We start from the raw sequence: 24,892 nt of genomic DNA on the forward strand, positions 1-24,892 counted from the left end.
GGCCGACTAGACTGGCGCCATGCCTGCCCTCGCCGCCACCGATCACGCCCTCTACGACCGCGCCCGCCAGTCGCGCGACGCGCGCTTCGACGGTGTGTTCTTCACTGCGGTGCGCAGTACCGGCATCTACTGCCGGCCGGTCTGCCCGGCACCGCCGCCCAAGCGCAGCAACGTGCGCTACTACCCCAGCGCTGCGGCCGCCGCGGCCGCCGGCTACCGGCCGTGCCTGCGCTGCCGTCCCGAACTGTCGCCGGAAGCACAACAGCAAGTAGGCGAAGAGGTGGTGCGGCGCGCGCTGGCACTGATCGCCGAGGGCGCGCTGCAGGACGCCAGCGTCGCCGCGCTGGCCGCCGAACTGGGGATCAGCGCGCGCCAGTTGCAGCGCCTGTTCGTGGCCCAGCTCGGCGCCACCCCGGCGGCGGTGCACGCCACCCGGCGTCTGTTGCTGGCCAAGCAACTGCTCACCGAGACCGCGCTGCCGATCACCCAGGTGGCGCTGGCGGCCGGCTTCAACAGCCTGCGCCGCTTCAACGCCGCGTTCCTCGACGGCTGCGGCATGCCGCCCTCGGCGATCCGCAAGCAGCGCGCCGAGAGTCCCGGCGGCGACCTGGTGCTGCGCCTGGGCTATCGGCCGCCGCTGGACTTCCCGGCGATGCTGGCGTTCCTGCGCAAGCGCGCGATCCCCGGCATCGAACGCATCGGCGAGGCCAGCTACGAACGCGTGCTCGGCCCCTGCGAGGCCTCCACCCGCATCCGTGTCGAGGCCGATCCGCAGCGCCACGAACTGCGCCTGCACATCGCCGCGGCCGATCCGCGCGCCATTCCCGACATCGTCCGGCGGGTGCGCCGGGTGTTCGACCTGGATGCCGACCTGCGCGCGGTACACGCCACGCTCGGCGAGGATCCGCTGCTGACGCGCGCCATCGCCCGGCGCCCCGGGCTGCGCGTGCCGGGCGGCTGGGACGGCTTCGAAGTGGCGGTACGCGCGGTGCTCGGCCAGCAGGTTAGCGTCGCCGGCGCCGCGACCCTGGCCGCGCGTCTGGTCGATCGCCATGGCGCCGTGCGGCCCGGCCAGCCGCCGGGGCTTGACCGCGCCTTCCCGACGCCGCAGGCGCTGCGCGACGCGCCGCTGGAAGCCATCGGCCTTCCGCGCTCGCGGGCGGCGACGATCCGTGCGCTGGCGCAGGCGGTGCTGGACGGCCGCCTGTCCTTCCGCGCCGGCCAGCGCCTGGACGACTTCGTCGCCCACGCCATCACCTTGCCCGGCATCGGCGCCTGGACCGCGCAGTACATCGCGCTGCGCGCGCTCGGCCAGCCCGACGCCTTTCCCGCCGGCGACCTGGTGCTGCAACGCATACTCGGCGAAGGCGGCGCACGCCTGAGCGAACGCGCCACCGAGGCGCGCGCGCAGGCCTGGCGGCCCTGGCGCGCCTACGCGGTGCTGCACCTGTGGCACCTGGCCAACGACCCTCCCGAGGAGACCCGCGCATGACCGCGTCCCCGCTGTCCTACGACCGTTTCGACACCCCGATCGGCATGCTCACCGTCGCTGTCGGCGCCGATGGCGTCCGCCACATCCTGTTCCCCGAGAACCGCTACGACGCCCGCGGCCGCGCCGACTGGGTGCACGATCCGGCGCCGGTGCGCGCCGCGCGCGAGCAACTGCTGGCCTACTTCGCCGGCGAGCGCGACCATTTCGACCTGCCGCTGGCGCCGCACGGCACCGACTTCCAGAAGCGGGTGTGGCTGGCGCTGGCCGAGATCCCGTTCGGCGCGACCTGGAGCTACGCGCAACTGGCGCAGCATCTCGGCCAGCCGCGCGCGGTACGTGCGGTCGGCGCCGCCAACGGGCGCAACCCGCTGCCGATCGTGCTGCCCTGCCATCGGGTGATCGGCGCTAACGGCGCGCTCACGGGCTTCGGTGGCGGCCTGCCGACCAAGGCTGCACTGCTGGCGCTGGAGCGGCGCGAGGGTGGCGCGGCCGCCGGCACCACGGCGCCGCTGTTCGGCTGAGCGTGTCGGCCATGCAGCGGCGCAGATCGACGTCCATCCCTCGCTTGAACCACCCGCTCGCTCTCACTGCCGCGCCAGACGACGGCGATCCGCCGGCGCTGCGCTGAGCGCCACGGCAACGGCCGCGGCGCGCCGGCGTCCGCCTAGGGCAACGCGTGCGACAATAGGCCGATGCACTCGCCCGATTCCGCGCAACCGCCGCGCCTGCGCCATCGTCTGCGCCCGCTGATCTCGCAGGAGAGCTGGAAGCAGCGCGCCGTGCTGTGGGGCGGCGCGGTGGCGGTGGCGCTGGTCTCCATCGTCTTCGCCAAGGCCAGCGACGCCGCCTTCCATCTGTTCCAGCGGATCATCGGGCATTCGCCGTGGTGGGCGCTGCTGCTGACCCCGAGCGTGTTCGCCCTGCTGGCCTGGCTGACCAACGGCGCACTGCGCCCCACCCGCGGCAGCGGCATTCCGCAGGTGATCGCCGCGCTGGAACGTCCCGACGACGGCTTCCGCCAGGCCAACCTGTCGCTGCGCGTGTCCGCGGGCAAGCTGATGCTGACCACCATGGCCCTGTTCGGCGGTGCCTCGATCGGCCGCGAAGGCCCGACCGTGCACGTCGGCGCCAGCCTGATGTACGTGTTCGGGCGCTGGTTCAGCTTTCGCGATGCGCGCCAGGCCAGCCATTTCCTGCTGGCCGGCGGCGCCGCCGGCATCGCCGCGGCGTTCAACACGCCGCTGGCCGGCGTGGTGTTCGCCATCGAGGAACTGAGCGGACGCTTCGAGCACAACTTCTCCGGCACCTTGCTGACCGCGGTGATCGTCGGCGGCGTGATTTCGCTGGGCCTGCTCGGCGACTACACCTACTTCGGCCGGGTCGCCACCGCCGGCCTGCCGCTGGGCAAGGCGTGGCTGGCGATCCTGCTGTGCGGCGTGGTCGCCGGCCTGCTCGGCGGCGCCTTCGCGCGCATGGTGCTGCTCACCGTCGCCGGCAAGCCGCGCTGGCTGGGCGAGCTGCGCCGGCGCCAGCCGGTGCTGCTGGCCGCGCTGTGCGGTCTGGCGCTGGTGCTGCTGGGCCTGATCTTCGGCACCGGCGCGTTCGGCACCGGCTACGAGCAGGCACGCAGCCTGGTGCAGGGGCACGCCAGCGTCGGCCACGAGTTCGGCCTGATGAAACTGCTGGCGAACCTGGTGTCCTACGTGGCCGGCATCCCCGGCGGCCTGTTCTCACCGGCCCTGGCGGTCGGCGCCGGGCTCGGCCACAACCTGGCCGTACTGATGCCGGGCGTGGACCCGCGCATCTTCGTGCTGCTGGGCATGTGCGCCTACCTCACCGGCGTGACCCAGGCGCCACTGACCTCGGCGGTGATCTCGCTGGAACTCACCGACAGCAGCGACATGCTGCTGCCGATCCTGGCGACGGTGCTGATCGCCCGCGGCGCTTCGGCGCTGGTCTGCCGCACGCCGATCTACCGCGGCCTGGCCGAGCTGTTGCTGGTGGCGCCGCCGCCGGCGCCCACGCCGCCCGCGGAAGAGGAAACGCCGGCCTCGCTGGTGGCCGACCTGGCCGGCAGCGACCACGACGACGATCGCGACGACCACCCCGCCGCGCCACGCCCGCACTGACTGGCGGCGCGTGCCCGGCGCTGGTGCGATCGGAAGGCGCGCCGCCACTGCCGCTTCCGCCGCAGGACCGCTACCGGCCGCCTGGCGGCGACGGCCAGGGATCACACGGACATAAAAAAACGCGGCGCAAGCGCCGCGTTCTTCGTCGCACCCGGTGGCTGGCTCAGCCGGCCTTGGCGACCGTCTTCTTGGCCACGGCCTTCTTCACCGCCGGCGCCTTGACCACCGACTTCTTCGCGGCCGGCGCGGCAGCGCCCACGGCCACCTTGCTCACGCTGTGCGAGCGCGAATTGCCGTAGCTGGCGTTGTAGCGCTTGCCCTTGGCGGTCTTGCGGTCACCCTTACCCATGCTCATCGACTCCTGAATGTATGTGCGAAAACCCCCGCGCGATGCACGGGGTTTGGCGAGGCCAACGCGGTCGGCGCCCTCGCGCAAGGGCGGCAAGCCTACCACGTGCGCTCAATGGGCGCAGCTTGCGTCGTGCACGTGACCGTGGTTCAGGCGCAGGTTGAGCAGGTGGGCCAGGCCGACCAGGGTGCCGCCGAAGGTCATGATCGCCGCATGCGGCGCCACTGCATGATGCAGCGCCGGCACCAGCAGGCCAGCCCACAGTGCCAGCAAGCCGAGGATGAGCAATCCCAGCGCCTGCCAGACGCGATGGCGGCGATAGCCAAGCACCAGGCTGAACAGGCCCAGGCAGGTCACGAACAGCACCAGGGTGCGCTCCACGCCCTCGCCCAGCCACATCGCCAGGCCCAGCGAGGGCAGCACCGCCAAGGCCAGCGGCAGCACCGCGCAATGCACCGCGCACAGCAACGAACCGGTGGCGCCAAGGCGGTCGAGCGCGGCGCGCAGATCGAACGGTGAGGACATGACGGTCGGCACGGGTTGAAAGTGTTACGGAATAATATAACATTCGGCCGCCGGCGACCAGCGCGTCCCGTGCCCCTTCCCCGACCGTCCGCCGCCATTGCGCGGCGCCGGTGGTGCGCGCGTCGCCCCGAATGTCCCTCCTGATGGAATGCCCATGCCCGCTCCCCGTCCTGCCCTGCTCCGCCGTTCCGCCCTGTCCCTGGCCCTGCTTGGCCTGCTGAGTCCGTCGCTGGCCCTGGCCGCCGACCCTACCGCCACGACGACCGCGGCCGATGCCACGCCGCCGGCGAGCGACAGCCGCCACGGCGCCGGCCACAGCCAGGACCGGCACGTGAAGGACATGGACCAGGTGGTGGTGACCGCCAGCCCGCTGCGCGACGCCGCCGGCGCGCTGAGCCAGCCGGTGGACGTGCTGGCCGGCGAGCGCCTGGACGAGAATCGCGGCGCCAGCATCGGCGAGACCGTGGCCAGCCTGCCGGGCGTGCAGAGCTCCAATTTCGGCCCCGGCGTGGGCCGCCCGATCATCCGCGGGCTCGACGGCCCGCGCGTGGCAGTGCTCAACGACGGCCTGTCCTCGCAGGACGTGTCCACGGTCAGCCAGGACCATTCGCCGGCGGTGGAGTCGTTCCTGGCCGACCAGATCGAGGTGCTGAAAGGTCCGTCCACCCTGCTGTACGGCTCCGGCGCCATCGGCGGCGTGGTCAACGTGGTCGACGGCCGCATCGCCGAGACCCCGGTCGACGGTGTGCACGGCCGTGCCGAGGCGCGCTGGGAAGGCGGCGACAAGAGCGGCAACACCGACATGTTCCGCGTCGATGCCGGCAACGGCAGCGGCCTGTCGATCCACGCCGACGGCGTGTACCGCAACCTGAAGGACTACGACACGCCGGAAGGCCCGCAGCTCAACTCGTTCGTCAAGTCCAAGGTCGGCTCGATCGGCAGCTCGCTGGCCGGCGACTGGGGCTTCGTCGGCGTGTCGATCTCGCGCTTCCGCGACAACTACGGCAACCCGGGCGAACCCGGCGACCCGGCCGCCGGCGAGCGCGGCGTGTCGCTGCAGCTGCACCAGGACCGCTTCGAGCTCAAGGGCGCGCTGAACGACCCGTGGGGCGACGGCAGCGCGCTGCGCTACAGCTTCGGCCACACCGCCTACACCCACACCGAATTCGAGGGTGCGGAGGTCGGCACCAAGTTCGACAAGCGCGCCAACGAAGGCCGCGTGGAGGCCTCCTTCGGCCTGGGCGGCGGCTGGCAGACCGCGGTCGGCGTACAGGGCAGCGACTCGACCTTCCAGGCCATCGGCGAAGAAGCCTTCGTGCCGAAGACCGATACCCGCGCCATCGGCGTGTTCGCGCTGGCGCGCAACAGCTGGGACCGCGTGCAGGCCGAGGTCGGCGCGCGCGTGGACAAGACCAAGTACGGGACCGACACCGGCGTTGACCGCGACTTCACCCCGAAGAGCCTGTCGCTGAGCGGCGGTTTCCGCTTCAACGAGCAGTGGCGCCTGACCGCCAACCTCGACCACGCCGAGCGCGCCCCGGCCGAGGAAGAACTGTTCGCCAACGGCCCGCACATCGCCACCCTCGCCTACGAGATCGGCAACCCCGACCTGAAGACCGAGAAGGCCAACCAGGCCGAGCTGGGGCTGATCTTCAAGAACGACTGGGTGGACGCGAAGGTGGCCGGCTACTACAACCGCTACGACGACTTCATCTACATCGTCGACACCGGCGGCCAGTGGTACCACGAGGAGGACAACGACTTCCTGCCGATCCGCCAGTGGACCCAGGCCGATGCGATCTTCCATGGCTTCGAAGGCGAGGCCACCTTCCATCTGGCCGACAACGACAGCGGCGCCTGGGACCTGCGCGTGTTCGGCGATACCGTGCGCGCGCGGCTGAAGGACGGCGGCAACCTGCCGCGCATCGCGCCGGCGCGCTACGGCGCGCAGCTGCGCTGGGACGCCAGCCACTGGCGCGCCGCGCTGGGCGCCACCCGCTACCAGAAGCAGGACAAGGTGGCGGTCAACGAGACCCCGACCGCCGGCTACACCCTGGTCGATGCGCACCTGGCCTATCACGTCGATGCCGGCAGCACCGCCTGGGAGGTGTTCCTGGACGGCAACAACCTGACCAACCAGGACGCGCGCGTGCACACCTCGTTCCTCAAGGACGAGGTCATGCTGCCCGGCCGCAGCGCCTCGTTCGGCGTGCGCCTGTTCTTCTGACCGGCACGTTTGCCGCAGTGTGAGGAGGCCGCCTTCGGGCGGCCTTTTCTTTGGCTAATGCGGCGCGCTGCGCGAGAACACGTTGATCACCACCACGCCGGCGACGATCAGCGCCATGCCGACGATCGCCGGCGGATCCAGCGCCTGGCCGAACCGCCACCACGCCAGCAGCGAGATCAACACGATGCCGATGCCCGACCAGAGCGCATAGGCCACGCCCACCGGCACGCTGCGCAAGGTCAGCGACAGCAAGTAAAAGGCGATGCCATAGCCGCACAGCGCCAGCAGCGTCGGCCACAGCCGGGCGAAGCCCTCGCTGGCCTTCAGCGCCGAGGTCGCGACCACCTCGGCGAGGATGGCCACCAGCAGGAACAACCAGTTCTTCATTGCAGAACGCTCTTGCAGACACGCGCGCCACGATAGCAAGTGGCGCGTGGTGAGGATGGCGACGGCGTTCTCCCGGCTGCCCACGTGCAACCGTGCATGCACAGGCAACGCCACGCTGCGCAGTGCACGCCTTGCGTGGCGGTGCGATGGCGGCCTGCGTGGGCAACCTGTCACGCAAACCTCGCCCTTACCGCGCTGCACAACAGCCCAAGCGCTGGACGGCGTTACAAAGGGCGCCGCGCGTCGCCCCCTGCTTCGCGCCGTACCGGCCGATACGACGCGGCCGCGCGCTGCACGCGCGTGCCGCATCCCGGCCGATCGTTTCGAATGAAGAAAGGAGAGATTCTTCATGCATCTTGCGCCGCTTCGTCATCTGCTGCCCCTGTCCATCGCCGCCGCCCTACTCGCGTCCCCCGCGCTGGCGCAGACCGCCGACGCACCCGCTGCGCCGGCCACGCAACCCGACGCCACCACCCTGGATACCGTGGTCGTCAGCGGCACTGCGCGCTTCAGCGGCCTGCGCAAGCGCGACGCGAGCTTCTCGATCACCACCGCCACGCCCGAGCAGATCCAGCAGGCGGTGCCGCAGAGCAGCGCCGACCTGCTGAAGATCGTGCCCGGCGTGTGGGCCGAGCCCAGCGGCGGCGGCACCGGCGCCAACATCTTCGTGCGCGGCATGCCGTCGGAAGGCGATGCGCCGTTCGTCACCTTCCAGCTCGATGGGGCGCCGCTGTTCCCGCCGCCGACCCTGTCGTTCCTGGAAAACTCCACGCTGTTCCGCACCGACGACACCATCGAACGCATGGAAGTGCTGCGCGGCGGTTCCAGCCCGATCTTCTCCAACGGCCAGGCCGGCATCACCGTCAACTTCATCCAGAAGAAGGGCCAGGACGAGCCGGAGGGCAGCGTGCGCCTCACCGGCGGCAGCGACGCCCTGCGCCGCATCGATCTGTTCAACAGCGGGCCGATGGGCAACGGCTGGTACTACAGCATCGGCGGCTTCTTCCGCGAGACCGACGGCGTGCGCGACCCGCAGTTCCCCGCCGACAAGGGCGGCCAGTTCAGCGCCACCCTGAGCAAGCGCTGGGACAGCGGCGAACTGTCGTTCTATGCGCGCCATACCGACGACAACAACGCCTTCTACACCGCGATCCCGCTGCTGTCGCGCAACAACGGCAGCGACCTGTCCAGCTTTCCCGGCCTAGACGCACAGCACGGCACGCTGCTGAGCAACGACTTCCGCAACGTCACCCTGCCGGTCGGCCCCAACGGCCAGACCATCCGGCGCGACCTCGGCGACGGCCGCGGCGTCAACATCGACGTGTTCGGCGGCGAGCTGAACTGGCAGCTGGGCGACTGGACCCTGGCCGACCGTTTCAACGTGATGGGCGGCACCGCGCCGACCTATGCGTTGTTCACCGGCGACGCGCCGCAGCGGCTGGGCGACTTCATCGCCGGCTACGGCAGCAGCGGCAGCGCGCGCTACACCAATGGCGGCGGCGCGGTCGATCCGAACCAGCAGGTGCTGGAAGCCGGCTGGTGGTCGGTGGACAAGCGTCTGAACTCCTTCACCAACGACCTGCGCCTGAGCCGCGCGCTGTTCGCCGGCAACACGCTCACCGTGGGCAGCTACTACGCCAGGTACACCTCCAACGACACCTGGTACCTCGGCAACACCATGCTGCTGACCGCGCAGAACCATGCGCGGCGCATCGACGTGACGCTGGACGATGGCCGCCAGCCGACCCGCGACGGCTTCACCAGCACCGCCTTCCTGGCGCTGCGCGCGCATTACGAGGGCGAGAACGCTGCGGTGTTCGTCGCCGACGAATGGGAACTGGACGAGCGCCTGCGCCTGGACCTGGGCGTGCGCTACGAGCGCCAACGCGTCACCGGCACCGTGCACGACACCGCCACCGTGGACCTGGACGGCAACCCGGCCACGCTCTACGACAACGCCACCTCGATCTCGCTGCCGAGCACGCGGCGCATCGACCAGGACGACAACGCGCTGTCGTGGACGGCCGGACTGAACGTCAAGCTCGACGCGCACAACAGCGTGTTCGCGCGGGTCAATTCCGGGGTCAAGTTTCCCGGCTTCGACAACCTGCGCGACGGGCAGACCAAGGTGCAGGACATCCGGCAATACGAACTGGGGTTGAAGTCGGGTGCGGCCAACTACGATCTGTACCTCACGGCGTTCTACAACACCTTCAAGAATTCGCCGTTCCAGGCCTTCCTGGCCAACGGCAGCAACTTCACCACGGTCGGCGATTCGCGCGCCTACGGCCTGGAGGTGGAAGGCGCGATCCGCCCGTTCGGCGGCTTCGAACTGGCCGGGACCGGGGTGTGGCTGGACGCGAAGTACCGCAATTACCGCGAATACACCGGCAACCAGGTCATGCGCCAGCCAAAGCGCCAGTTCCGGCTGACGCCGAGCTACTACTGGATGCTGCCGTTCGGCGACCTGCGCGTGTTCGCGACCTATTCCTACATCGGCGAACGCTACGCCGACCTGGCCAACAGCCAGCGCCTGCCGTCCTACGACATGCTCGACGTCGGTGCCAGCCTGCACAGCGGCGAGCACTGGGAGCTCACCGTCAGCGGCAGCAACGTGACCGACACGCTGGGCCTGACCGAAGGCAACGTACGCGTGCCCGGCGCGGCCACCGGCGGCGTGTTCATGGGCCGCCCGATCGCCGGCCGCCAGTATCAGGTGTCGGTGGCGTATCGCTGGTAGCGCGTGCCGCATCGCAGACGCACGTGACGCCATCGCCATACTGACGTCGCGTTGCGCCAGCCACGACAGGCCCAATTGGCCGCCTGTCGTGGCGGCAATCGCATCTGCAGGAGCGCATACACGCGCATCCCGATCCGGCACGGCCACCCGTCCGTATCACTGCCCCGACACCCTCCCTTCGCGTTCTCTTCGCAATCCCTTCGCGGTCCCGCCGCGATGCTCGGGCTCGGGTGCCGATGCGTGCCCGTACGTCGGCGTCGCGATGGCAGCGCCGCTACCCAGGTCGATTCGCTCCATGCTGCGCCACGGCGCGCGCGGTGGCGGTCCCCCAGGCAGGAGAGACCGATGCAGCATGACCCTCACCGTTCCGAGGCCGCGTCCGGCGCTGCCGACAGCGCGCGCGACACCCCATTGAGCGAGGACGAGGCCGCGCTGGCGCGCCGGCTCGGCATCAACGGCCTCTCGCGCCGCGAATTCCTCGCCCTGCTCTCGGCCGCCGGCCTCAGCAGCGCCGGTGGACAGATCCTCTTCAGCGAGGCCGCGTTCGCCGCACCCGTCGCCAAGGCCGCGCCGCCGCAAAACGCGTTGCCGGTCGTCCTCGAGGTCAATGGCCAGCGTCACGCGCTGCAGCTGGATCCACGGACCACGTTGCTGGATGCGCTGCGCGAACACCTGGCGCTGACCGGCACCAAGAAGGGCTGCGACCACGGCCAGTGCGGTGCCTGCACAGTGATCGTCGACGGCGAGCGCCGGCTGTCCTGCCTGACCCTGGCGGCACAGGCCGAAGACACGCAGATCACCACCATCGAGGGCCTGGCCGACGGCGAGCGACTGCATCCGATGCAGGCCGCGTTCGTGCAGCACGATGGGTTCCAGTGCGGCTACTGCACCCCTGGGCAGATCTGCTCGGCGGTGGCGCTGTTGAACGAGATCAAGCGCGGCGATGCCAGCCACGTCAGCACCGACGTCAGCCGGCCGGTCACCGAACTCAGCGACGCCGAGGTGCGCGAGCGCATGAGCGGCAATATCTGCCGCTGCGGCGCCTACCCGAAGATCGTCGCCGCCATCCAGGACGTGCACAGCGGCGGCGCACCGCGGCCGCTGACCTGGCGCTATGTCGACCAGTCCGAACTGACCGCCCTGAAGATGGCGAAGGAGGTGGCCGATGACGCCGTTTAAGTACCAGCGCGCGACCTCGCCGGAAGACGCGGTGCGCCGTGTCGCCGCCAACCCGAACGCACGCTTCCTCGGCGGCGGCACCAACCTGCTCGACCTGATGAAGGAAGGGGTGACCGGTGCCGACGAAATCGTCGACCTGACCCGGCTCAAGGGCCTGGCCGAGATCGCCGAAACCGCCGACGGCGGCCTGCGCCTGGGCGCGCTCGCCAACAACACGCAGACCGCCAACCATCCCTTGGTGCGCCAGCGCTATCCGTTGCTGAGCCAGGCGATCCTGGCCGGGGCCACGATGCAGCTGCGCAACATGGCCAGCAACGGCGGCAACCTGCTGCAGCGCACGCGCTGCGGCTACTTCTACGACACCGCCCTGCCCTGCAACAAGCGCGAACCCGGCAGCGGTTGCGGCGCGCGCGAGGGGCTCAACCGCACCCACGCGATCTTCGGCCACAGCGCGCACTGCGTGGCGGTACACCCGTCGGACATGTGCGTGGCGCTGGTCGCGCTGGACGCAACGGTGCAGGTGCGCACGCCGGCCGGCACCCAGCGCGAGATCCCGTTCGCCGAATTCCACCTGCTGCCGGAGACGCGCGCCGATGTCGACAACCAGCTCGCGCACGGCGAACTGATCGAGTCGATCACCCTGCCGGCGCCGGGGTTCGCCGCGCACAGCCATTACCTGAAGGTGCGCGACCGGGCCAGCTACGCGTTCGCCCTGATTTCGGTGGCCGCGGCGCTGGCGCTGGAACCGGACGGGCGCATCCGCGAAGCGCGCATCGCCATGGGCGGGGTGGCGCACAAACCCTGGCGCGCGCGCGCCGCCGAACGCGCGCTGGCGGGCCAACACGTCGGCGAGGCCGCCTTCGCCGCCGCCGCGCAGGCCGAGATGGCCGCGGCGCAGCCGCTGGCGCACAACGCCTACAAGATCCCGATGGGCACGCACGCGATGATCCGCGCCCTGCACCGCGCCAGCGGCAGCGATGCCGCATGAGCGGCCAACCGGAGAAACCGGCAATGAATTACATCGGCAAGGAAATGCGCCGCGTCGACGGCTTCGCCAAGGTCACCGGCAAGGCGCGCTATGCGGCGGAGTTCCAGATCCCGCATCTGGTCCACGGCTACATCCTCACCAGCACCATCGCCAAGGGCCGCATCGTACGCATCGACACCCGCGCCGCCGAGGCCGCGCCGGGCGTGATCAAGGTGCTGACCCACCTCAATGCGATCAAGCCGGTCTCCGACGCGGTCAAGAAGAAGGGCGAAGACCTGTCGTTCCGTGCCCTGGTCGACGACCGCATCCACTTCAATGCGCAGCCGATCGCGGTGGTGGTGGCCACCACCTTCGAGCAGGCGCGGCATGCATCGCGGCTGATCCAGGTGGACTACGCCACCGAGGCCGCGCATACCGATTTCGACGCACTGCTCGACCAGGCGCACGATCCGACCCCGGAGGAATCGCCGAAGCCGCGCGGCAACCCGGCTGCTGCGTTCGCCGCCGCGGCGGTGAAGCTGGAAGCCGCGTACACGATGCCGGTGGAGCACCACAACCCGATGGAACCGCACGGCGGCATCGGCTACTGGATCGGCGACACCCTGACCGTGGTCAACAAGAGCCAGAACGTCTACCAGGACCGCGAACAGCTGGCCGGCTACTTCGGCATTCCGGTGGACAAGGTCAACGTGGTCTCGCTGTTCGTCGGCGGCGCGTTCGGCTCCTGCCTGCGCCCCAACTACTACACCTTCCTGCTCGGCGCGGTCTCCAAGGCGGTCGGCCTGCCAGTGAAGATCGTCTACACCCGGCGGCAGATGTTCAGCGGCCATGGCTACCGCCCCTATTACCGCGTGGAACTGGGGCTGGGCGCCGACGCCGCCGGCACGCTGCAGGCGATCCGCTATCGGCACGTGCTGAACACCTCGCGCATCGAGGCGTTCAACGAGGCCTTTTTCCGCAATGCGCGCTCGCTGTACGCCTGCGCCAACGTGGAGGATCGCTTCGAGGTGGTGGAGACCGACCTGCCGACGCCGCAGGCGATGCGCGCGCCCGGCACCATCAGCCAGATGTTCGGTATCGAGTGCGCGATGGACGAACTGGCCTATGCGCTGAAGATGGACCCGCTGCAACTGCGCCTGGCCAACTACGCCGAGACCGATCCGGAAACCGGCAAGCCGTTTTCGAGCAAGGCGCTGCGCGAGTGCTACGCGCTCGCCGCCGAGACCTTCGGCTGGAGCAAGCGCACGCCCGAGCCGCGTTCCATGCGCGACGGCCGCCTGCTGGTCGGCTGGGGCATGGCCACCGGCACCTGGGCGTCGATGCAGATGCCGGCGCTGGCTCGGGTGGTGCTGAAGGCCGACGGCAGCGCCCGGGTCGGCAGTGCCACCTCCGACATCGGCCCCGGCACCTACACGGTGATGACCCTGATCGCCGCCGAGTATCTGGGCATCGACGCCAAGCGCGTGCAGTTCGAACTGGGCGACACGCGCCTGCCCAAGGCACCGGCGCAGGGCGGCTCGTGGACCACCGCCAGCGTCGGCAGCGCGATCCACGGCGCGGCGCGCGAGATCCGCGGCAAGCTGCTGGAACTGGCCAGGCAGGATGGGCAGGCGGCATTCAGCGGGCTGGACGTGGATGCGGTGGAACTGGTCGATGGCCAGCTGCGCCCGACCGGCAAGCCCGAGGCCGGCCTGGAGGTCGCCAAGTTGATGCGCCAGCACGGCCTGCTGGAACTGGAGGTGGTGCACGAATCCAAGCCCTCGGCCGAGCGCAAGCAGTACGCCACCGCCGCGCACGGCGCGCAGTTCATCGAGGTCAAGGTCGATCCGGACACAGGCATGGTGCAGGTGACGCGGGTCATCGAAGCCACCGCCTGCGGCAAGATCATGAATCCGCTGACCTCGCACAGCCAGGAAATCGGCGGCGTGGTGATGGGCATCGGCATGGCGCTCAGCGAAGGCACCGAGATCGACCATCGCTACGGGCGCATGCTCAACGCCTCGCTGGCCGACTATCACGTGCCGGTCAACGCCGACGTGCACGAGATCCAGACCATGTTCGTCGAAGAGGACGACACCATCGTCAATCCGCTCGGGGTCAAGGGCATGGGCGAGCTGGGCATGGTCGGCATTCCCGCGGCCATCGCCAATGCCGTGTTCCACGCCACCGGCAAGCGCATCCGCGACCTGCCGATCACCCCGGACAAGTTGATCGGCTGAGTGCGATCGCCGCGTTTGCGCGCAGTTTGCTCTCGTAGGAGCGGCTTCAGCCGCGACAGGCATTCCCGATAACGCCTGTCGCGGCTGAAGCCGCTCCTACAATGCGAGCGTCGGTCGCCGCAACACCGCGCCCGACGCAACCGCTACGGATCCAGCCAGCCCTTCGCCACCGCCGCCTGCACGTCCTCCGGCGTGTCCAGGTCCAGCGCCAACGCCGGCGCGACGATGCAGCCGAGGCTGTCCGGCGCCAGCGTCGCGAACAGCGTGCGCAAGCCCTGGTCGCCGCCCAATGGCAGCGTGCGCCAGCGCTGTTGCGCCACCACCGCCGGCATCCCGCGCACGCCGGCGTAGGCGCTGACCGCACAACCGGACGCGGCCCGCGCGGCCGCCGCCAACAGATCCTGCAGATGCACCGCTGTCAGCGCCGGCTGGTCGCAGCCGAGCACCAGGCTGCGGGCGATCGACGCGTCGTCGCGTACCGCCGCGCGCAGGCAGTCGAGACTGCCGCCCATGCCGGTGTCCCATTGCGGATTGCGCACGCATTCCACCGCAAGCCCCTCCAGCAGCGGCTGCAGCGCCTCGGCCTGCGCGCCCAGCACCACCACGCAGCGCGCCGGGGCCGTGGACAGCGCCAGACGCACGACCCGACGCAGCAGCGGTTCGCCGTCGCTGGTCAGCGTCTGCTTGGCGCGGCCCAGGCGTCGGCTGGCGCCAGCGGCCAGGATCAACGCCGCGTGCGCCTGCGCCATCAGCCGCTGCCTTCGGCCAGCAATGGCCGCACCACCGCCACCGCATCGCGCGGCGACCGTCGCGACCTGTAGCCTGCCTGCGCGACCGCACTCAGCCGTGGCGGCGCCGCCCGGCTGGCCTGCAACTGCGCGGCGATGCTCAGCGCGATCGCCTCCGCACCGTTCCCTCCCAGGCGCAGCCCGATCGGCGAATGCAGCCGCGGCGAGAGCTGCGCACGTTGCGTCGGGCTCAGCAGGCGGAACAGGTCCTCGCGCCGCCGCACCGGTCCCAGCAGGCCGAGGAACGGGATGGAGCTGCCGGCCAGCGCATCCAGCGCTTCGCGATCCAGCTCGAAATGGTGGTGCATCACCAGCGCCGCGTCGCTGTCGGCGCAGTCGGCCAGCCCGCGCGTCGGCGTGCAGGCGAGCGCGCGGTCGGCCAGCGCCGCCAGTGCGACCCAGCGCGGCCGCTGCTCGACCAAAGTGGTCATCCAGCCCAACTGCCGCAGCAAGGGCAGCAGCACGGCAGTTTCCGGACCGGCGCCGAAGACGCTGACCCTCGGCGGCGGCGGCACGTGCACCTCGCCAAAGCGCGGCGACGTCGCAGACACCATGCGCCACGGCAGGCGCCACCGCAACGTCTGCCCGGCCACACTGGCGACAAAATCGCCATCGGCCTGCAGCGCCAGGGTCAAGCCACCGCGCCCCTGCAGCCAGGCCTGGGCCAGTGCGTCGAAACCGGGCAAGACGTGCAGCGGCAAAAGGGCCAGGTGCAAGCGCCCCCGGCAACCGGCTGCCGAGCCGGACAGCAGGTCTTCGTCCTCGCGCGTATCGATCTCCATCCACACCGGCGTCGCGACGTTGGCGGCCTCCGCGGCGCAGCGCGCGATCTCCGGCTCCAGGCAACCGCCGCTCAGCCAGCCCTGCTGCGCACCATCGGCGCCGAACAAGGCCATCGCGCCGGCGTGCGCGTAGGTGGAACCCTCGCGGGCCATCGCCACGGCCAACACCGCGGGCGCACCGCGGCGGCAGGCGTCGAGCGCATCTTGCAGACAGTGGCGGGCAGCGGACATGCGGCGGCCAGGCGAAGGGGGAATCCGGAGCCTAAGCGTCTGCCTGTGGTCGCGAGGTGACCCCGACGATTGTTCGCGGCGCCGGCAGCGCAAGGAAATCGGGGATGCCCAACACACTGCCTGCAACCGACGCTGTGTCGGATGCAGGTGCCGCCAACGGGCGACACGTCCGCGACGACGAGCCGCTACGCCAGATGAAAGCGCTCGAAGCGCTGCAAGGCCGCGTCGATCGTCGCCTGCAGCGCCGCGCGACGCGGCACCAGCCAGGTCCATTGCTGGATCAGCAGGCGGCCGGCGCGACGGTCCATCTTCAGGTCGAGCGCGGCGACGATGCGGTCGCCGACCAGCACCGGCAGCGCGAAGTAGCCCAGCAGCCGCTGCAGCGCCGGTACATAGGCCTCGAAGCGGTGGGTGTAGCCGAAGAACTGCTGCAGCCGCTTGCGCTGGATCACCAGCGGATCGAACGGCGACAGCAGCAGCGCCCGCGTCGGATCCGGCGGCGGCGGTGTGCTGTCCAGCAGCTCCGGCTCAGCCCACAGGGCCACGCCTTCCTGCCCCTGCAGATGCACCGGGATCAGGCGCTTGCGCGCCACTTCCGCGGCGATCAACGCCCGCACCGCCGGCTTGGCGGCGGTCTCGCCATAGCAGATCGATTCCACGCCGACGATGCCCTGCGCGCGCAGCGCACGCTGCAGCAGGTAACGCGCGTACTGTGCGTCGCTGACCGCCCGTGGCCGCTGCCGCCAGCCGAAATGCCGCGCGGCCAGCGCGTAGGTCTTGAGCATGCCGCTGCGCTGGCTGATCACCAGGTCGCCACTGAAGAAACCGTACTGCAACGCGGCCCGCGAAGGCTTGCGACTGCCCCACGGATGGGTCTTCTCGACCAGCACGTCGTCGTCGATGTCGCGGATCGACAACGGCCCCTCGCTGCGGATGCGCCGCAACAGCCGCGCATAGTCCTGCGCATCCACCGTGCCCCTGGCGTCGGCCTGTGCACGTCGACGCGCCATCTGCGCCACGTACATGCGGTAGTCGGCGACCGGCACGTAGGCCAAGGCATGAGTCCAGTACTCGAACAGCGACTTGTCCTGCGACTGCGCCTGTTCCAGATCCCGTTCGCGGTACTCGGGAATGCGCGTGTACAGCACGTGGTGGTGGCTGCGCGCGATCACGTGGATGGTATCGATCTGCACATAGCCCAGGTGCGCGGTGGCCTGCCACACCGCCTCGGCGCCGCTGCCGAACGGCGCCGGCGTGGTCAGGCGCTGCGCATGCAGCCACAGCGCACGCGCCCGGTCGGGCGCGATCGGGACGGAAGCGACGGGAGTGCGCATCGGAACGACCTTCCTGGCAATGCGGTAGCGCCGGTCAGGATAGCAACCCCGGATGCGCAGCGCCGGTCGCAGGGCACTCACCGCACTTGGCCGTCACGGCGCTCGTCGCTCCGATCGCCAGCGCCGCATCGCCACGCTTCACGGCGGACAGGACGTGCCCGCATTGCAACGATCGCGGGCATTGCCTACGGCGAACCAGCAGGCTCAGATCAATCGAATGCCCTGCCCGCGGGCCTGCAATGCAGAGAAACGCGCGCCAGGCTCAACCCGCGCACTTCGCGCAAAGACCGTGCACTTCCAGGGTCTGCGCCTGCGGCTGGAAGCCCAGGGCCTTGGCGCGCTGCTCCAGTTGCGCGACCACGTCGCGGTCCTCCAGCTCCACCGCGCTATGGCAGCGGTCGCAGATCAGGAACGGCACCGAATGCTGAGCGCTGCTCGGGTGGTGACAGGCGACGAAGGCGTTGACCGATTCGAGCTTGTGCACGAAGCCGTTGGCCATCAGGAAATCCAGCGCGCGGTACACCGTGGGCGGGGCGTCGGCACCCACGCCCTTGCCTTCGCGCACCCATTCCAGCAGGTCGTAGGCCTTGACCGGGCGCCCGGCCTCGGCAATCAGCCGCAGCACGTTGGCGCGGATCGGGGTCAGGCGCAGACCGCGCTCGCGGCTGACCCGCTCCACCACCTTGACGAAGTCGGCAGCGTCGTGAACGTGGTGGTGCGGCTCGGTGCAGGCGGTCTTCTTGCTGGACATGGCGGTCTCCCGGGAATCAGCTTCCCGCTGGGATCTTGATGAGCGCGGCGTCGATGCGTTTCAAGGCCTCCTCGCGACCGGCCAGGTAGACGGTCTGCGAGATGTCCGGGCTGACCTGGGTGCCGGTGATGGCCACGCGCAGCGGCTGCGCCACCTTGCCCATGCCGATCTCCAGGGCGGCGGCGGTGTCGTGCAGCGCGGCGGCGACGCCGTCCAGGCTCCACTGCGGCAGCGCGGCCAGCAGTTCCCGGGCCTTGCCCAGCGCCAGTTCGGCGCCCGGCTTGAAGTGCTTGGCCACCGCCGCGTCGTCGTAGCTGGTCAGCGGGCGATACCAGACTTCGGCCTTCTCGGCCATTTCCTTCAGGGTCTGCACGCGCTCGCGCAGCGCCACCACCACCTCGGCCGCGGCCGGGCCGGCGGCCGGGTCGATGCCGAGCTTGCGCAACTGGAACTCCAACTGCGGCGCGATCGTCGCCGGGTCGTCGCTCTTGAGGTAGTGCTGGTTGACCCAGCCCAGCTTGGCCATGTCCAGGCGCGCGGCCTTGGAATTGACGTCCTTGACGTCGAACAGGTCGATCAGCTCCTGGCGCCCGAACAGTTCCTGGTCGCCGTGCGACCAGCCCAGCCGCGCCAGGTAGTTGATCAGCGCGTGCGGCAGGTAGCCGGCGTCCTTGTACTGCATCACGTCGGCGGCGCCGGTGCGCTTGGACAGCTTGGCGCCCTGCTCGTCGAGGATCATCGGCATGTGCGCGAACTTCGGCACCGGCGCGCCCAGCGCCTGGTAGATGTTGATCTGGCGCGGGGTGTTGTTGATGTGGTCGTCGCCGCGGATCACCTCGGTGATGCCCATGTCCCAGTCGTCCACCACCACCGCGAAGTTGTAGGTGGGGTAGCCGTCGGGACGGAAGATCACCATGTCGTCCAGTTCGCTGTTGGCGATCTCGATGCGGCCCTTGATCAGGTCGTCGAACGCCACCACGCCCTCGGCCGGGTTCTTGAAGCGGATCACCCGGTTGGGATCGTCGCGGTGCGGCAGGTTCAGTTCGCGCGCGGCGCCGTTGTAGCGCGGCTTTTCCTGCCGCGCCATCGCCGCTTCGCGCATGGCGTCCAGTTCCTCGCGGGTCTCGTAGGCGTAGTAGGCCTGGCCCTGCGCCAGCAACTGCTCGGCGACCTCGCGGTAGCGGTCCAGGCGCCGGGTCTGGTAGATCGGGCCTTCGTCGTAATCCAGGCCCAGCCACTCCATCGCCTCCAGGATCGCGTCGATCGCCGCCTGGGTGCTGCGCTCGCGGTCGGTGTCCTCGATCCGCAGCACGAATTCGCCGCCACGGTGGCGCGCCTCCAGCCAGCAATACAGCGCGGTGCGCGCGCCGCCGATGTGCAGATAACCGGTGGGACTGGGGGCAAAACGGGTGCGGCAGGCCATGGAACGCTCGAAACGACGGGAATCGGGCGATTTTACCTTGATGGTGCGGCGCCTGCTGGCGCCGCGGGATTGGGGATTGGGGATTGGGGATTGGGGATTGGTAAAGCCGCGTCTCGCCCCGGGAACAGGGCTACGCGAAGCGACTCAGCTCCGCGCGCAGCACGGCCGGTGCCAGTTGCCCGCGCCAGTCGCGGTCGTTGGCCACTTGCGCGCTGGCGCGGCTGGCTTCGAACGCGGCGAAATCCAGTTCGGCGATCGCCCAGACCTGCTCGCCGCGGGTCTGCGCGACGATGCCATCGGCAGGGAAGCCGGCGTCCATCGGCGCGTACAGCGTGGCCTCGCCGGTGTTCACGTCCAGCGCCGGGCTCCATTCGGCGACGCCGGCGGTCACCGACTGGGCCACGAAGATGCGGTTCTCCAGCGCCCGCGCCAGGCAGCCTACGCGCACGCGGGTGGCGCCGGCCTCGGTGTCGGTGCAACTGGGTACCACCAGCAGGCGCGCGCCGGCCTCGTACTGGGCGCGCACCGGCAGCGGGAACTCGCTGTCGTAGCAGACCGCCACGCCGGCGCGCACGCCCTCGGCCTCGAACACCTTCAGCGCCTCGCCGCCGTCGATCAGGCCGGTGGCCTTTTCGAAGCCGGTCAGTTGCAGTTTGTCCTGCCAGCCGTGGCCGCCGTCCGGGGTGAACCAGTAGGCGCGATTGCGGTAGCGCCCCTGGCCGTCGTCGAGCAGGAAGCTGCCGGCGACCACGTGCAGGCGATGGCGCCGTGCCAGGTCGGCGAACAAGGCCAGGTACGGCGCATGCAGCGCCTGGATCGCCGCCAGCGAGGCCGGCAGCCGCGCCGACACGTCGGCGCCGAAAGTCGCGGCCAGTTCCAGCGACAGGTACTCCGGCAGCACCGCCAGTTGCGCGCCGGCCTGCGCGGCCTCGCCCAGCAGCGCGGCCTGCTTGTCGGCGAAGGCGGCGAAATCGGCGGGCGCGCCGATCGGGTACTTGGCGACGGCGACTTTCATGCGACAGGCTCCAGCGCGCGGGTCCAGAAACCCAGGGTATGCGGCGTTTCGCCGCGGCCGACCTCGTTCCACGGCAGGTGCATGCGCAAGGCCGGCTGCGGTTGGTAGCCGCGCTTGCGCCAGAACGCGTCGTTGCCGCGATAGTCCGGCGGCCGCCGCGGATCGTCGGACGCCCGCTCCACCGAACAGAACGCGGTCAGGCGGAAGCGGCCGAGCGCGCGCGCATGCGCCTCGCGTTCGTCGAAGAAGGCATGGCCGACACCGCGGCCGCGGTACTGCGGCAACAACACCGACTCGCCGAAATAGAACACCCCGGCCGGATCGATCTCGCTGCCGGCAAAGGCTGCCGCGAACGCCTCGGCATCGTCGAGCAACGGCAGCCCGGTGGAAGCGCCGACCACCCGGTCGCCGTCGCGTGCCAGCACGAACACGCTGTCCGGCGAGGCGGCGTAGGCGCCCAGGTAGTCGCGTTCGTAGCCCAGATCGCCGTCGTAGAGGTAGGGCCAGTCGCGGAACACCGCGATGCGCAACTGCGCTACCGCGTCCAGGAACGGCACGATCCCGGCGCCGCGCAGGCGCTGAATGGAGAGCGGAGAGTGCATCCGTGCACTCTACCGCAAGCGTTTCCCTGGCGCTGCCTGCCTGGCGCTGCCCTGGCGCGTGCGTCCTTGCCGCTTCCTTGCGGGGGCGTCCTGCCCGTCCTGTGATGCCTGCGCGTCCTTGCACTGCCTGGCGATGTCCTTGCGTGCACGTCCCTGCCGCATCCCTGCATGAGCGTCCTGCCCGTCCTGTGACCGGCGGGGCGTCCTGCCACCGTCGGTGTTCCTGTCGTCGATGGCCGATGTCGGTCCGGCCCCGCTGCAGCGGCGATCGGCACAGCCACCGAACCTCATCGCCACCAGCGGCACAGCAGCGCCGCCTGTGCCGGCAAGACCAGCAGGCGCGCGCGGCCTTGCGCCTCCCAGGTGACGAAACCCGCGGAAGAGGAGCCGCTGGCGTCCTCCGCGTCCGCGGCCGCGATCCGGGCCGGATCGCGGCGCACCGCGCGCCACGGGCAGTAGCGCCACGGCGCGGCATCGCCCGGCAAGGCCGCACGCGCCTGCAGTGCGCTGCCCAGGAACGTCGCCGCATCGCCGGCCAGGGCCGCGAGGCTGCGTTCGCTCAGGCGCAGCCACAGGGCGCCGCCGCGGTCGGCGGCGGTGACCAGTGCCGCCTGCGCGCTGCGCGCCAGCGTCGCCGGCAGGTTGCCGGGGTGCAGGCCATGGGTTTCCAGGGCGGCGGGCAGCAGCGCCTGCAGACGCCGATGCAGATGACGGTGCGCGACCATGTCCGATCTCCTCGCGACGGCTCAGCGCAGCGACGCGCCGAGTTCGTACCAGTCGATCCGGCGGGTGATCCACATGATCGCGCCGAGGATGCCGAACAGCAGCAGCGAGCCCATCAGCAAGGCGTTGTCTTCCGAGGCCAGCAGGCCGTACAGCGCGCCGTACAGCACGGTGAGCATGCTGGCGAAGCCGGCCGCGCGCAGGCGGCTGCGCAAGACCCCGGACAGGTAGAAGAACTGCAATCCGATACAGGCCACCGCCGAGACCAGATAGGCCTGCCAGAACGGGATGTGCTCGGACAGGCTGAGCAGCAGCAGGAAGAAGATCGCCAGCGCCAGGCCGACCAGCAGGTACTGCAGCGGATGGATCGGCAGGCGCTTGATCAGTTCGAACAGGCCGAAGGCGACGAAGGTCAGCACCACGAACAGCAGGCCATATTTGCTGGCGCGCTCGGCCTGCGTATACACATCCACCGGATCGACCAGGTCCACGCGCAGGGCATCCAGGTCCTCGCCCCCGGCGCTCACCTGCGCCTGCGCACCCGTGGCCAGCGACGACAACGCCCAGCTCGCCTGGAAGCCCTGCGCGCTGATGCGGCGCTCGTTGGGCAGGAACCGGCCGCCGAACAGCGGATGCGGCCACGGCGAACTCAGCGCGATCTGGTTGTCGTCGCCCACCGGCACGATCGACAGCGCCTGGGTGCCGTCGAGCACGAACTCCATCTGCACGTCGTGCAGATCGGTCAATCGACCCTGCTGCGAGTCGGGCAACGCCGGCAGCACGGCATGCACGCCCTTGGAGACGCCGGCCAGGCCCATCGACCCCGGCTGCAGCGGCAGCGCACGGCCGTCGGCGCGCAGGTTGGGCGTACCGACCAGGCCGCGCACGTCCTGCAGGCCGATCGCCAGGTACGGCGTGCCGTAGCGGCGGCCGTCGGCAGCGGCGTAGTCGAGATCCTCGAATTCGGCCTTCAGCCGCGCATGCCAGCTGTACACCTGCACCTTGAACAGGCCGATATGGCGCTGCGAGGGCTTCAGTTCGCCCTCCACCTGCAGCCGCCGCGGCGCCTGCAGCACGTAGCCGGTCTCGGTCTCGCGCTTGGTCACGCGCTTGCCGTCGGCGTCGAGCACCGCGACGTCGCGCTCCTGGGTCCACGGGATCACCCGCAGCGGCCCGAGCAGGCGCTGCTCGCCGGCCTTGCTCTGCGACACCCGTTCCACCGCCTCGTCGCGGTAGTGCTGGCGGTCCTGCACGGTGCCGCGAATCATCATCAGCGGGATCAGCAACAACAGGATCAATCCGCCGATGGTGGCGAATCGCAACAGCAGCTTCAGGGATTTCATGGCGGCCTCTGGATTTGGGAGGGCGCCAGGATGCGACCGCTGCGTGGGCGGGGTTTGAGGCGAATTTGAAGTGGGTGTGAAGTGCGGGGAATGAGGAATGGGGATTGGAAAGCCGGCGTACTTGCGACGCGGTGTGCGCCCCCACTGTGGGAGGGACTTCAGTCCCGACGCGGGAACGCCGGCGGGCCGCCTCGGCGCGCTCTCGCGCGAATCGGTCCGGCTCAGGCCAGCGGCAACGCCAGGCAGGCTACCGCGCCACCGCCGTCGCGGTTGCGCAGGCTGGCGTCGCCACCGTGCAGGCGCGCCACCTCGCGCACGAACGGCAGGCCGAGGCCGGAGCTGCGCTGGCCGGTGGCCGGGCGCGCCAGCGAATAGAAACGCTCGAACACCCGTTCCAGCGCGTAGTCGGGAACGCCCGGACCGGCGTCCTCCACCACCAGCAGCACGCGCGCATCGGTGCCACGTTCGGCGCGCAGCACGATGCTCGCGCCCTCCGGTGAGAACGCGATGGCGTTGTCGAGCAGGTTGTGCAACGCCTGCCGCAGCAGATAGGGATCGCCCGACACCACCAGGGCCGGATCCAGCGCCTGCACCTGCAGCTGCAGTCCGCGCGCCTGCAGTTGCGGCGCCAGCGCTTCGGCCAGGTCGGCGCACAGCGGCGCCAGCGGCACCGGTTCGCGGCGCTGCAGCCAGCCGTGCTGCTCGACCTCGGCCAGCGCCAGCAGCTTGTCGATGGTCTCGGTGAGGCGCTGCTGCTGCTCGGCGATGTTGCGCACGAAGCGCTGCCGTTCCGGCTCCGGCAGCGGCTCCTGCAGCAGCTCCGCGGCGCCGCGGATCGCTGCCAGCGGGCTCTTCATCTCGTGGGTCAGCGACTGCACGTACTGCTCGACGTACTGCTTGCCCTCCAGCTTGCGGCGCATCGTCTCCAGCGCACGGCCGAGATCGCCGATCTCGTCGCGACGCGGCGGCGGTGGCGGCACCGGCGCACCGGCGCTGACCGCCTGCGCATAGCGGTTGAGCCGGCCGATGCCGCGCAGCAGGCCCCAGGTCATCAGGATCCCGATCAGCGCCGAGATGCCGATCAGCCAGGCGCCGCGCAACAGGATGCTGCGCTGGCTGGCGACGATGAACGGCTCGATGCTGCGGTTGGGCTGGGACAGGGTCAACACGCCGATCAGCCGCTGCGGCTCGGCCGGATCGTAGACCGGCGCGGCCACATGCATCACCGTGTGGTTGGGGTCGCCGTCGGCCTCGGGGCTGGAGCGGGCACCGTACTCGCCGCGCAAGGTGCGGTACACGTCGTTCCAGCGCGCGTTGTCGCGGCCGATGTCCTGCCCGCGCGAGTCGAACACCACGATGCCCGCCGCATCCGTGATGGTGACGCGGTAGTCGACGCTGTGCTTGGGGAAACGCCAGACCATCGCGCGTGGATCGCGCCGCTGTGCCGCCGCTAGGTCGCGGGCGAAGCGGCCGCTGGCGATGCGCCCGTCCTTCAGGTCCTGCGCGGCCATCTGCGCCAGCACGTTGGCCGCGTCCACCAGGGTCGATTCCATCGCCTGGCGCACGCCCGGCTTGACCTCGTTGACGAACACCCGCATCACGAAGAAGGCGGCCACGCCCACGATCAGGAAGAAGCCCAGGAACAGCTTCAGCCCCAGCCGCACC

21 protein-coding genes are annotated in these 24,892 nt (G+C 70.3%); 8 read left to right on the top strand and 13 right to left on the bottom strand.

Going from position 1 to position 24,892, the window contains the following annotated elements; translation table 11 throughout:
• Positions 1-19 precede the first annotated feature (19 nt).
• From AC1G9L_RS13765 to AC1G9L_RS13775, 3 genes are all read left to right on the top strand, one after another.
• Positions 20-1,492 (top strand): DNA-3-methyladenine glycosylase 2 family protein, encoded by a 1,473-nt coding sequence (locus AC1G9L_RS13765; protein WP_481069321.1) that lies wholly within the window; start codon positions 20-22, stop codon positions 1,490-1,492.
• Positions 1,489-2,013 (top strand): methylated-DNA--[protein]-cysteine S-methyltransferase, encoded by a 525-nt coding sequence (locus AC1G9L_RS13770; protein WP_481069322.1) that lies wholly within the window; start codon positions 1,489-1,491, stop codon positions 2,011-2,013. Before AC1G9L_RS13765 ends, AC1G9L_RS13770 begins: the two co-directional genes overlap by 4 nt.
• A gap of 171 nt (positions 2,014-2,184) precedes the next feature.
• Positions 2,185-3,621 carry a chloride channel protein gene (locus AC1G9L_RS13775; RefSeq protein ID WP_481069323.1) on the top strand — a complete coding sequence of 479 codons (1,437 nt, stop codon included), beginning with the start codon at positions 2,185-2,187 and terminating at the stop codon, positions 3,619-3,621.
• A 163-nt stretch (positions 3,622-3,784) separates the two neighbouring features.
• Here AC1G9L_RS13775 and AC1G9L_RS13780 read toward each other — a convergent pair whose 3' ends face one another.
• Both AC1G9L_RS13780 and AC1G9L_RS13785 read right to left on the bottom strand, forming a co-directional pair.
• Positions 3,785-3,970 carry a 30S ribosomal protein THX gene (locus tag AC1G9L_RS13780; RefSeq protein WP_010343492.1) on the bottom strand — a complete coding sequence of 62 codons (186 nt, stop codon included), beginning with the start codon at positions 3,968-3,970 and terminating at the stop codon, positions 3,785-3,787.
• 111 nt (positions 3,971-4,081) lie between these two features.
• Positions 4,082-4,495 (bottom strand): MerC domain-containing protein, encoded by a 414-nt coding sequence (locus AC1G9L_RS13785; RefSeq protein WP_019801916.1) that lies wholly within the window; start codon positions 4,493-4,495, stop codon positions 4,082-4,084.
• Positions 4,496-4,649: 154 nt separating this feature from the next.
• Here AC1G9L_RS13785 and AC1G9L_RS13790 point away from each other — a divergent pair, with 154 nt between their 5' ends.
• Positions 4,650-6,722 carry a TonB-dependent receptor gene (locus tag AC1G9L_RS13790; RefSeq protein ID WP_481069324.1) on the top strand — a complete coding sequence of 691 codons (2,073 nt, stop codon included), beginning with the start codon at positions 4,650-4,652 and terminating at the stop codon, positions 6,720-6,722.
• A 54-nt stretch (positions 6,723-6,776) separates the two neighbouring features.
• On the opposite strand, the gene AC1G9L_RS13795 is transcribed toward AC1G9L_RS13790, so the two are convergent.
• Positions 6,777-7,109, bottom strand: coding sequence for an SMR family transporter (locus tag AC1G9L_RS13795; RefSeq protein ID WP_019800201.1), 333 nt, complete (start codon positions 7,107-7,109; stop codon positions 6,777-6,779).
• Positions 7,110-7,458: 349 nt separating this feature from the next.
• On the opposite strand from AC1G9L_RS13795, the gene AC1G9L_RS13800 reads away from it, so the two are divergent.
• From AC1G9L_RS13800 to AC1G9L_RS13815, 4 genes are all read left to right on the top strand, one after another.
• The gene (locus tag AC1G9L_RS13800) at positions 7,459-9,849 is read left to right on the top strand and encodes a TonB-dependent receptor domain-containing protein (protein WP_019800202.1); all 2,391 of its coding nucleotides are present in this window, start codon (positions 7,459-7,461) and stop codon (positions 9,847-9,849) included.
• Between the two features lie 345 nt (positions 9,850-10,194).
• Positions 10,195-11,028: a 2Fe-2S iron-sulfur cluster-binding protein gene (locus tag AC1G9L_RS13805; RefSeq protein WP_481069325.1), complete on the top strand. Its 834-nt coding sequence runs from the start codon at positions 10,195-10,197 to the stop codon at positions 11,026-11,028.
• Positions 11,015-12,016, top strand: a complete 1,002-nt coding sequence (locus AC1G9L_RS13810) for an FAD binding domain-containing protein (RefSeq protein ID WP_481069326.1) — start codon at positions 11,015-11,017, stop codon at positions 12,014-12,016. Before AC1G9L_RS13805 ends, AC1G9L_RS13810 begins: the two co-directional genes overlap by 14 nt.
• A 23-nt stretch (positions 12,017-12,039) precedes the next feature.
• Positions 12,040-14,235 carry a molybdopterin cofactor-binding domain-containing protein gene (locus AC1G9L_RS13815; RefSeq protein ID WP_019800487.1) on the top strand — a complete coding sequence of 732 codons (2,196 nt, stop codon included), beginning with the start codon at positions 12,040-12,042 and terminating at the stop codon, positions 14,233-14,235.
• A gap of 143 nt (positions 14,236-14,378) precedes the next feature.
• On the opposite strand, the gene AC1G9L_RS13820 is transcribed toward AC1G9L_RS13815, so the two are convergent.
• From AC1G9L_RS13820 to creC, 10 genes are all read right to left on the bottom strand, one after another.
• Positions 14,379-14,984, bottom strand: coding sequence for a nucleotidyltransferase family protein (locus AC1G9L_RS13820; RefSeq protein ID WP_481069327.1), 606 nt, complete (start codon positions 14,982-14,984; stop codon positions 14,379-14,381).
• Positions 14,984-15,958: an XdhC family protein gene (locus tag AC1G9L_RS13825; protein ID WP_481071138.1), complete on the bottom strand. Its 975-nt coding sequence runs from the start codon at positions 15,956-15,958 to the stop codon at positions 14,984-14,986. Before AC1G9L_RS13825 ends, AC1G9L_RS13820 begins: the two co-directional genes overlap by 1 nt.
• 263 nt (positions 15,959-16,221) lie before the next feature.
• Positions 16,222-17,370, bottom strand: coding sequence for a DNA glycosylase AlkZ-like family protein (locus AC1G9L_RS13830; RefSeq protein WP_019799195.1), 1,149 nt, complete (start codon positions 17,368-17,370; stop codon positions 16,222-16,224).
• A gap of 262 nt (positions 17,371-17,632) precedes the next feature.
• Positions 17,633-18,121 (bottom strand): transcriptional repressor, encoded by a 489-nt coding sequence (locus AC1G9L_RS13835; RefSeq protein ID WP_010343476.1) that lies wholly within the window; start codon positions 18,119-18,121, stop codon positions 17,633-17,635.
• A 16-nt stretch (positions 18,122-18,137) separates the two neighbouring features.
• A complete protein-coding gene (gene gltX / locus AC1G9L_RS13840) occupies positions 18,138-19,544 on the bottom strand; it encodes a glutamate--tRNA ligase (RefSeq protein ID WP_019799194.1) in 1,407 nt (468 codons plus the stop codon).
• A gap of 130 nt (positions 19,545-19,674) precedes the next feature.
• A complete protein-coding gene (locus AC1G9L_RS13845) occupies positions 19,675-20,559 on the bottom strand; it encodes a nitrilase-related carbon-nitrogen hydrolase (protein WP_019799193.1) in 885 nt (294 codons plus the stop codon).
• Positions 20,556-21,161, bottom strand: coding sequence for a GNAT family N-acetyltransferase (locus AC1G9L_RS13850; protein ID WP_019799192.1), 606 nt, complete (start codon positions 21,159-21,161; stop codon positions 20,556-20,558). Before AC1G9L_RS13850 ends, AC1G9L_RS13845 begins: the two co-directional genes overlap by 4 nt.
• A 287-nt stretch (positions 21,162-21,448) precedes the next feature.
• On the bottom strand, positions 21,449-21,886 hold the full coding sequence (locus AC1G9L_RS13855; RefSeq protein WP_481069328.1) for a hypothetical protein: 438 nt from the start codon (positions 21,884-21,886) through the stop codon (positions 21,449-21,451).
• 21 nt (positions 21,887-21,907) lie between these two features.
• Positions 21,908-23,227, bottom strand: coding sequence for a cell envelope integrity protein CreD (gene creD / locus AC1G9L_RS13860; RefSeq protein ID WP_019801546.1), 1,320 nt, complete (start codon positions 23,225-23,227; stop codon positions 21,908-21,910).
• 221 nt (positions 23,228-23,448) lie between these two features.
• Positions 23,449-24,891: a two-component system sensor histidine kinase CreC gene (creC, locus tag AC1G9L_RS13865; RefSeq protein ID WP_481069329.1), complete on the bottom strand. Its 1,443-nt coding sequence runs from the start codon at positions 24,889-24,891 to the stop codon at positions 23,449-23,451.
• Position 24,892 lies beyond the last annotated feature (1 nt).

It is taken from the genome of Xanthomonas sp. NCPPB 1132, from assembly GCF_056629235.1.

What these genes read in the sequence shown, in the direction of transcription:
- AC1G9L_RS13835 (WP_010343476.1), bottom strand. Translation starts at nt 18,121, where the DNA reads ATGTCCAGCAAGAAGACCGCCTGCACCGAGCCGCACCACCACGTTCAC.
- AC1G9L_RS13800 (WP_019800202.1), top strand. Translation starts at nt 7,459, where the DNA reads ATGCATCTTGCGCCGCTTCGTCATCTGCTGCCCCTGTCCATCGCCGCC.
- AC1G9L_RS13845 (WP_019799193.1), bottom strand. Translation starts at nt 20,559, where the DNA reads ATGAAAGTCGCCGTCGCCAAGTACCCGATCGGCGCGCCCGCCGATTTC.
- creD (WP_019801546.1), bottom strand. Translation starts at nt 23,227, where the DNA reads ATGAAATCCCTGAAGCTGCTGTTGCGATTCGCCACCATCGGCGGATTG.
- AC1G9L_RS13765 (WP_481069321.1), top strand. Translation starts at nt 20, where the DNA reads ATGCCTGCCCTCGCCGCCACCGATCACGCCCTCTACGACCGCGCCCGC.
- AC1G9L_RS13855 (WP_481069328.1), bottom strand. Translation starts at nt 21,886, where the DNA reads ATGGTCGCGCACCGTCATCTGCATCGGCGTCTGCAGGCGCTGCTGCCC.
- AC1G9L_RS13830 (WP_019799195.1), bottom strand. Translation starts at nt 17,370, where the DNA reads ATGCGCACTCCCGTCGCTTCCGTCCCGATCGCGCCCGACCGGGCGCGT.
- AC1G9L_RS13770 (WP_481069322.1), top strand. Translation starts at nt 1,489, where the DNA reads ATGACCGCGTCCCCGCTGTCCTACGACCGTTTCGACACCCCGATCGGC.
- gltX (WP_019799194.1), bottom strand. Translation starts at nt 19,544, where the DNA reads ATGGCCTGCCGCACCCGTTTTGCCCCCAGTCCCACCGGTTATCTGCAC.
- AC1G9L_RS13805 (WP_481069325.1), top strand. Translation starts at nt 10,195, where the DNA reads ATGCAGCATGACCCTCACCGTTCCGAGGCCGCGTCCGGCGCTGCCGAC.
- AC1G9L_RS13775 (WP_481069323.1), top strand. Translation starts at nt 2,185, where the DNA reads ATGCACTCGCCCGATTCCGCGCAACCGCCGCGCCTGCGCCATCGTCTG.
- AC1G9L_RS13850 (WP_019799192.1), bottom strand. Translation starts at nt 21,161, where the DNA reads ATGCACTCTCCGCTCTCCATTCAGCGCCTGCGCGGCGCCGGGATCGTG.
- AC1G9L_RS13785 (WP_019801916.1), bottom strand. Translation starts at nt 4,495, where the DNA reads ATGTCCTCACCGTTCGATCTGCGCGCCGCGCTCGACCGCCTTGGCGCC.
- AC1G9L_RS13780 (WP_010343492.1), bottom strand. Translation starts at nt 3,970, where the DNA reads ATGGGTAAGGGTGACCGCAAGACCGCCAAGGGCAAGCGCTACAACGCC.
- AC1G9L_RS13790 (WP_481069324.1), top strand. Translation starts at nt 4,650, where the DNA reads ATGCCCGCTCCCCGTCCTGCCCTGCTCCGCCGTTCCGCCCTGTCCCTG.
- AC1G9L_RS13810 (WP_481069326.1), top strand. Translation starts at nt 11,015, where the DNA reads ATGACGCCGTTTAAGTACCAGCGCGCGACCTCGCCGGAAGACGCGGTG.
- AC1G9L_RS13815 (WP_019800487.1), top strand. Translation starts at nt 12,040, where the DNA reads ATGAATTACATCGGCAAGGAAATGCGCCGCGTCGACGGCTTCGCCAAG.
- AC1G9L_RS13795 (WP_019800201.1), bottom strand. Translation starts at nt 7,109, where the DNA reads ATGAAGAACTGGTTGTTCCTGCTGGTGGCCATCCTCGCCGAGGTGGTC.
- AC1G9L_RS13820 (WP_481069327.1), bottom strand. Translation starts at nt 14,984, where the DNA reads ATGGCGCAGGCGCACGCGGCGTTGATCCTGGCCGCTGGCGCCAGCCGA.
- AC1G9L_RS13825 (WP_481071138.1), bottom strand. Translation starts at nt 15,958, where the DNA reads ATGGCCCGCGAGGGTTCCACCTACGCGCACGCCGGCGCGATGGCCTTG.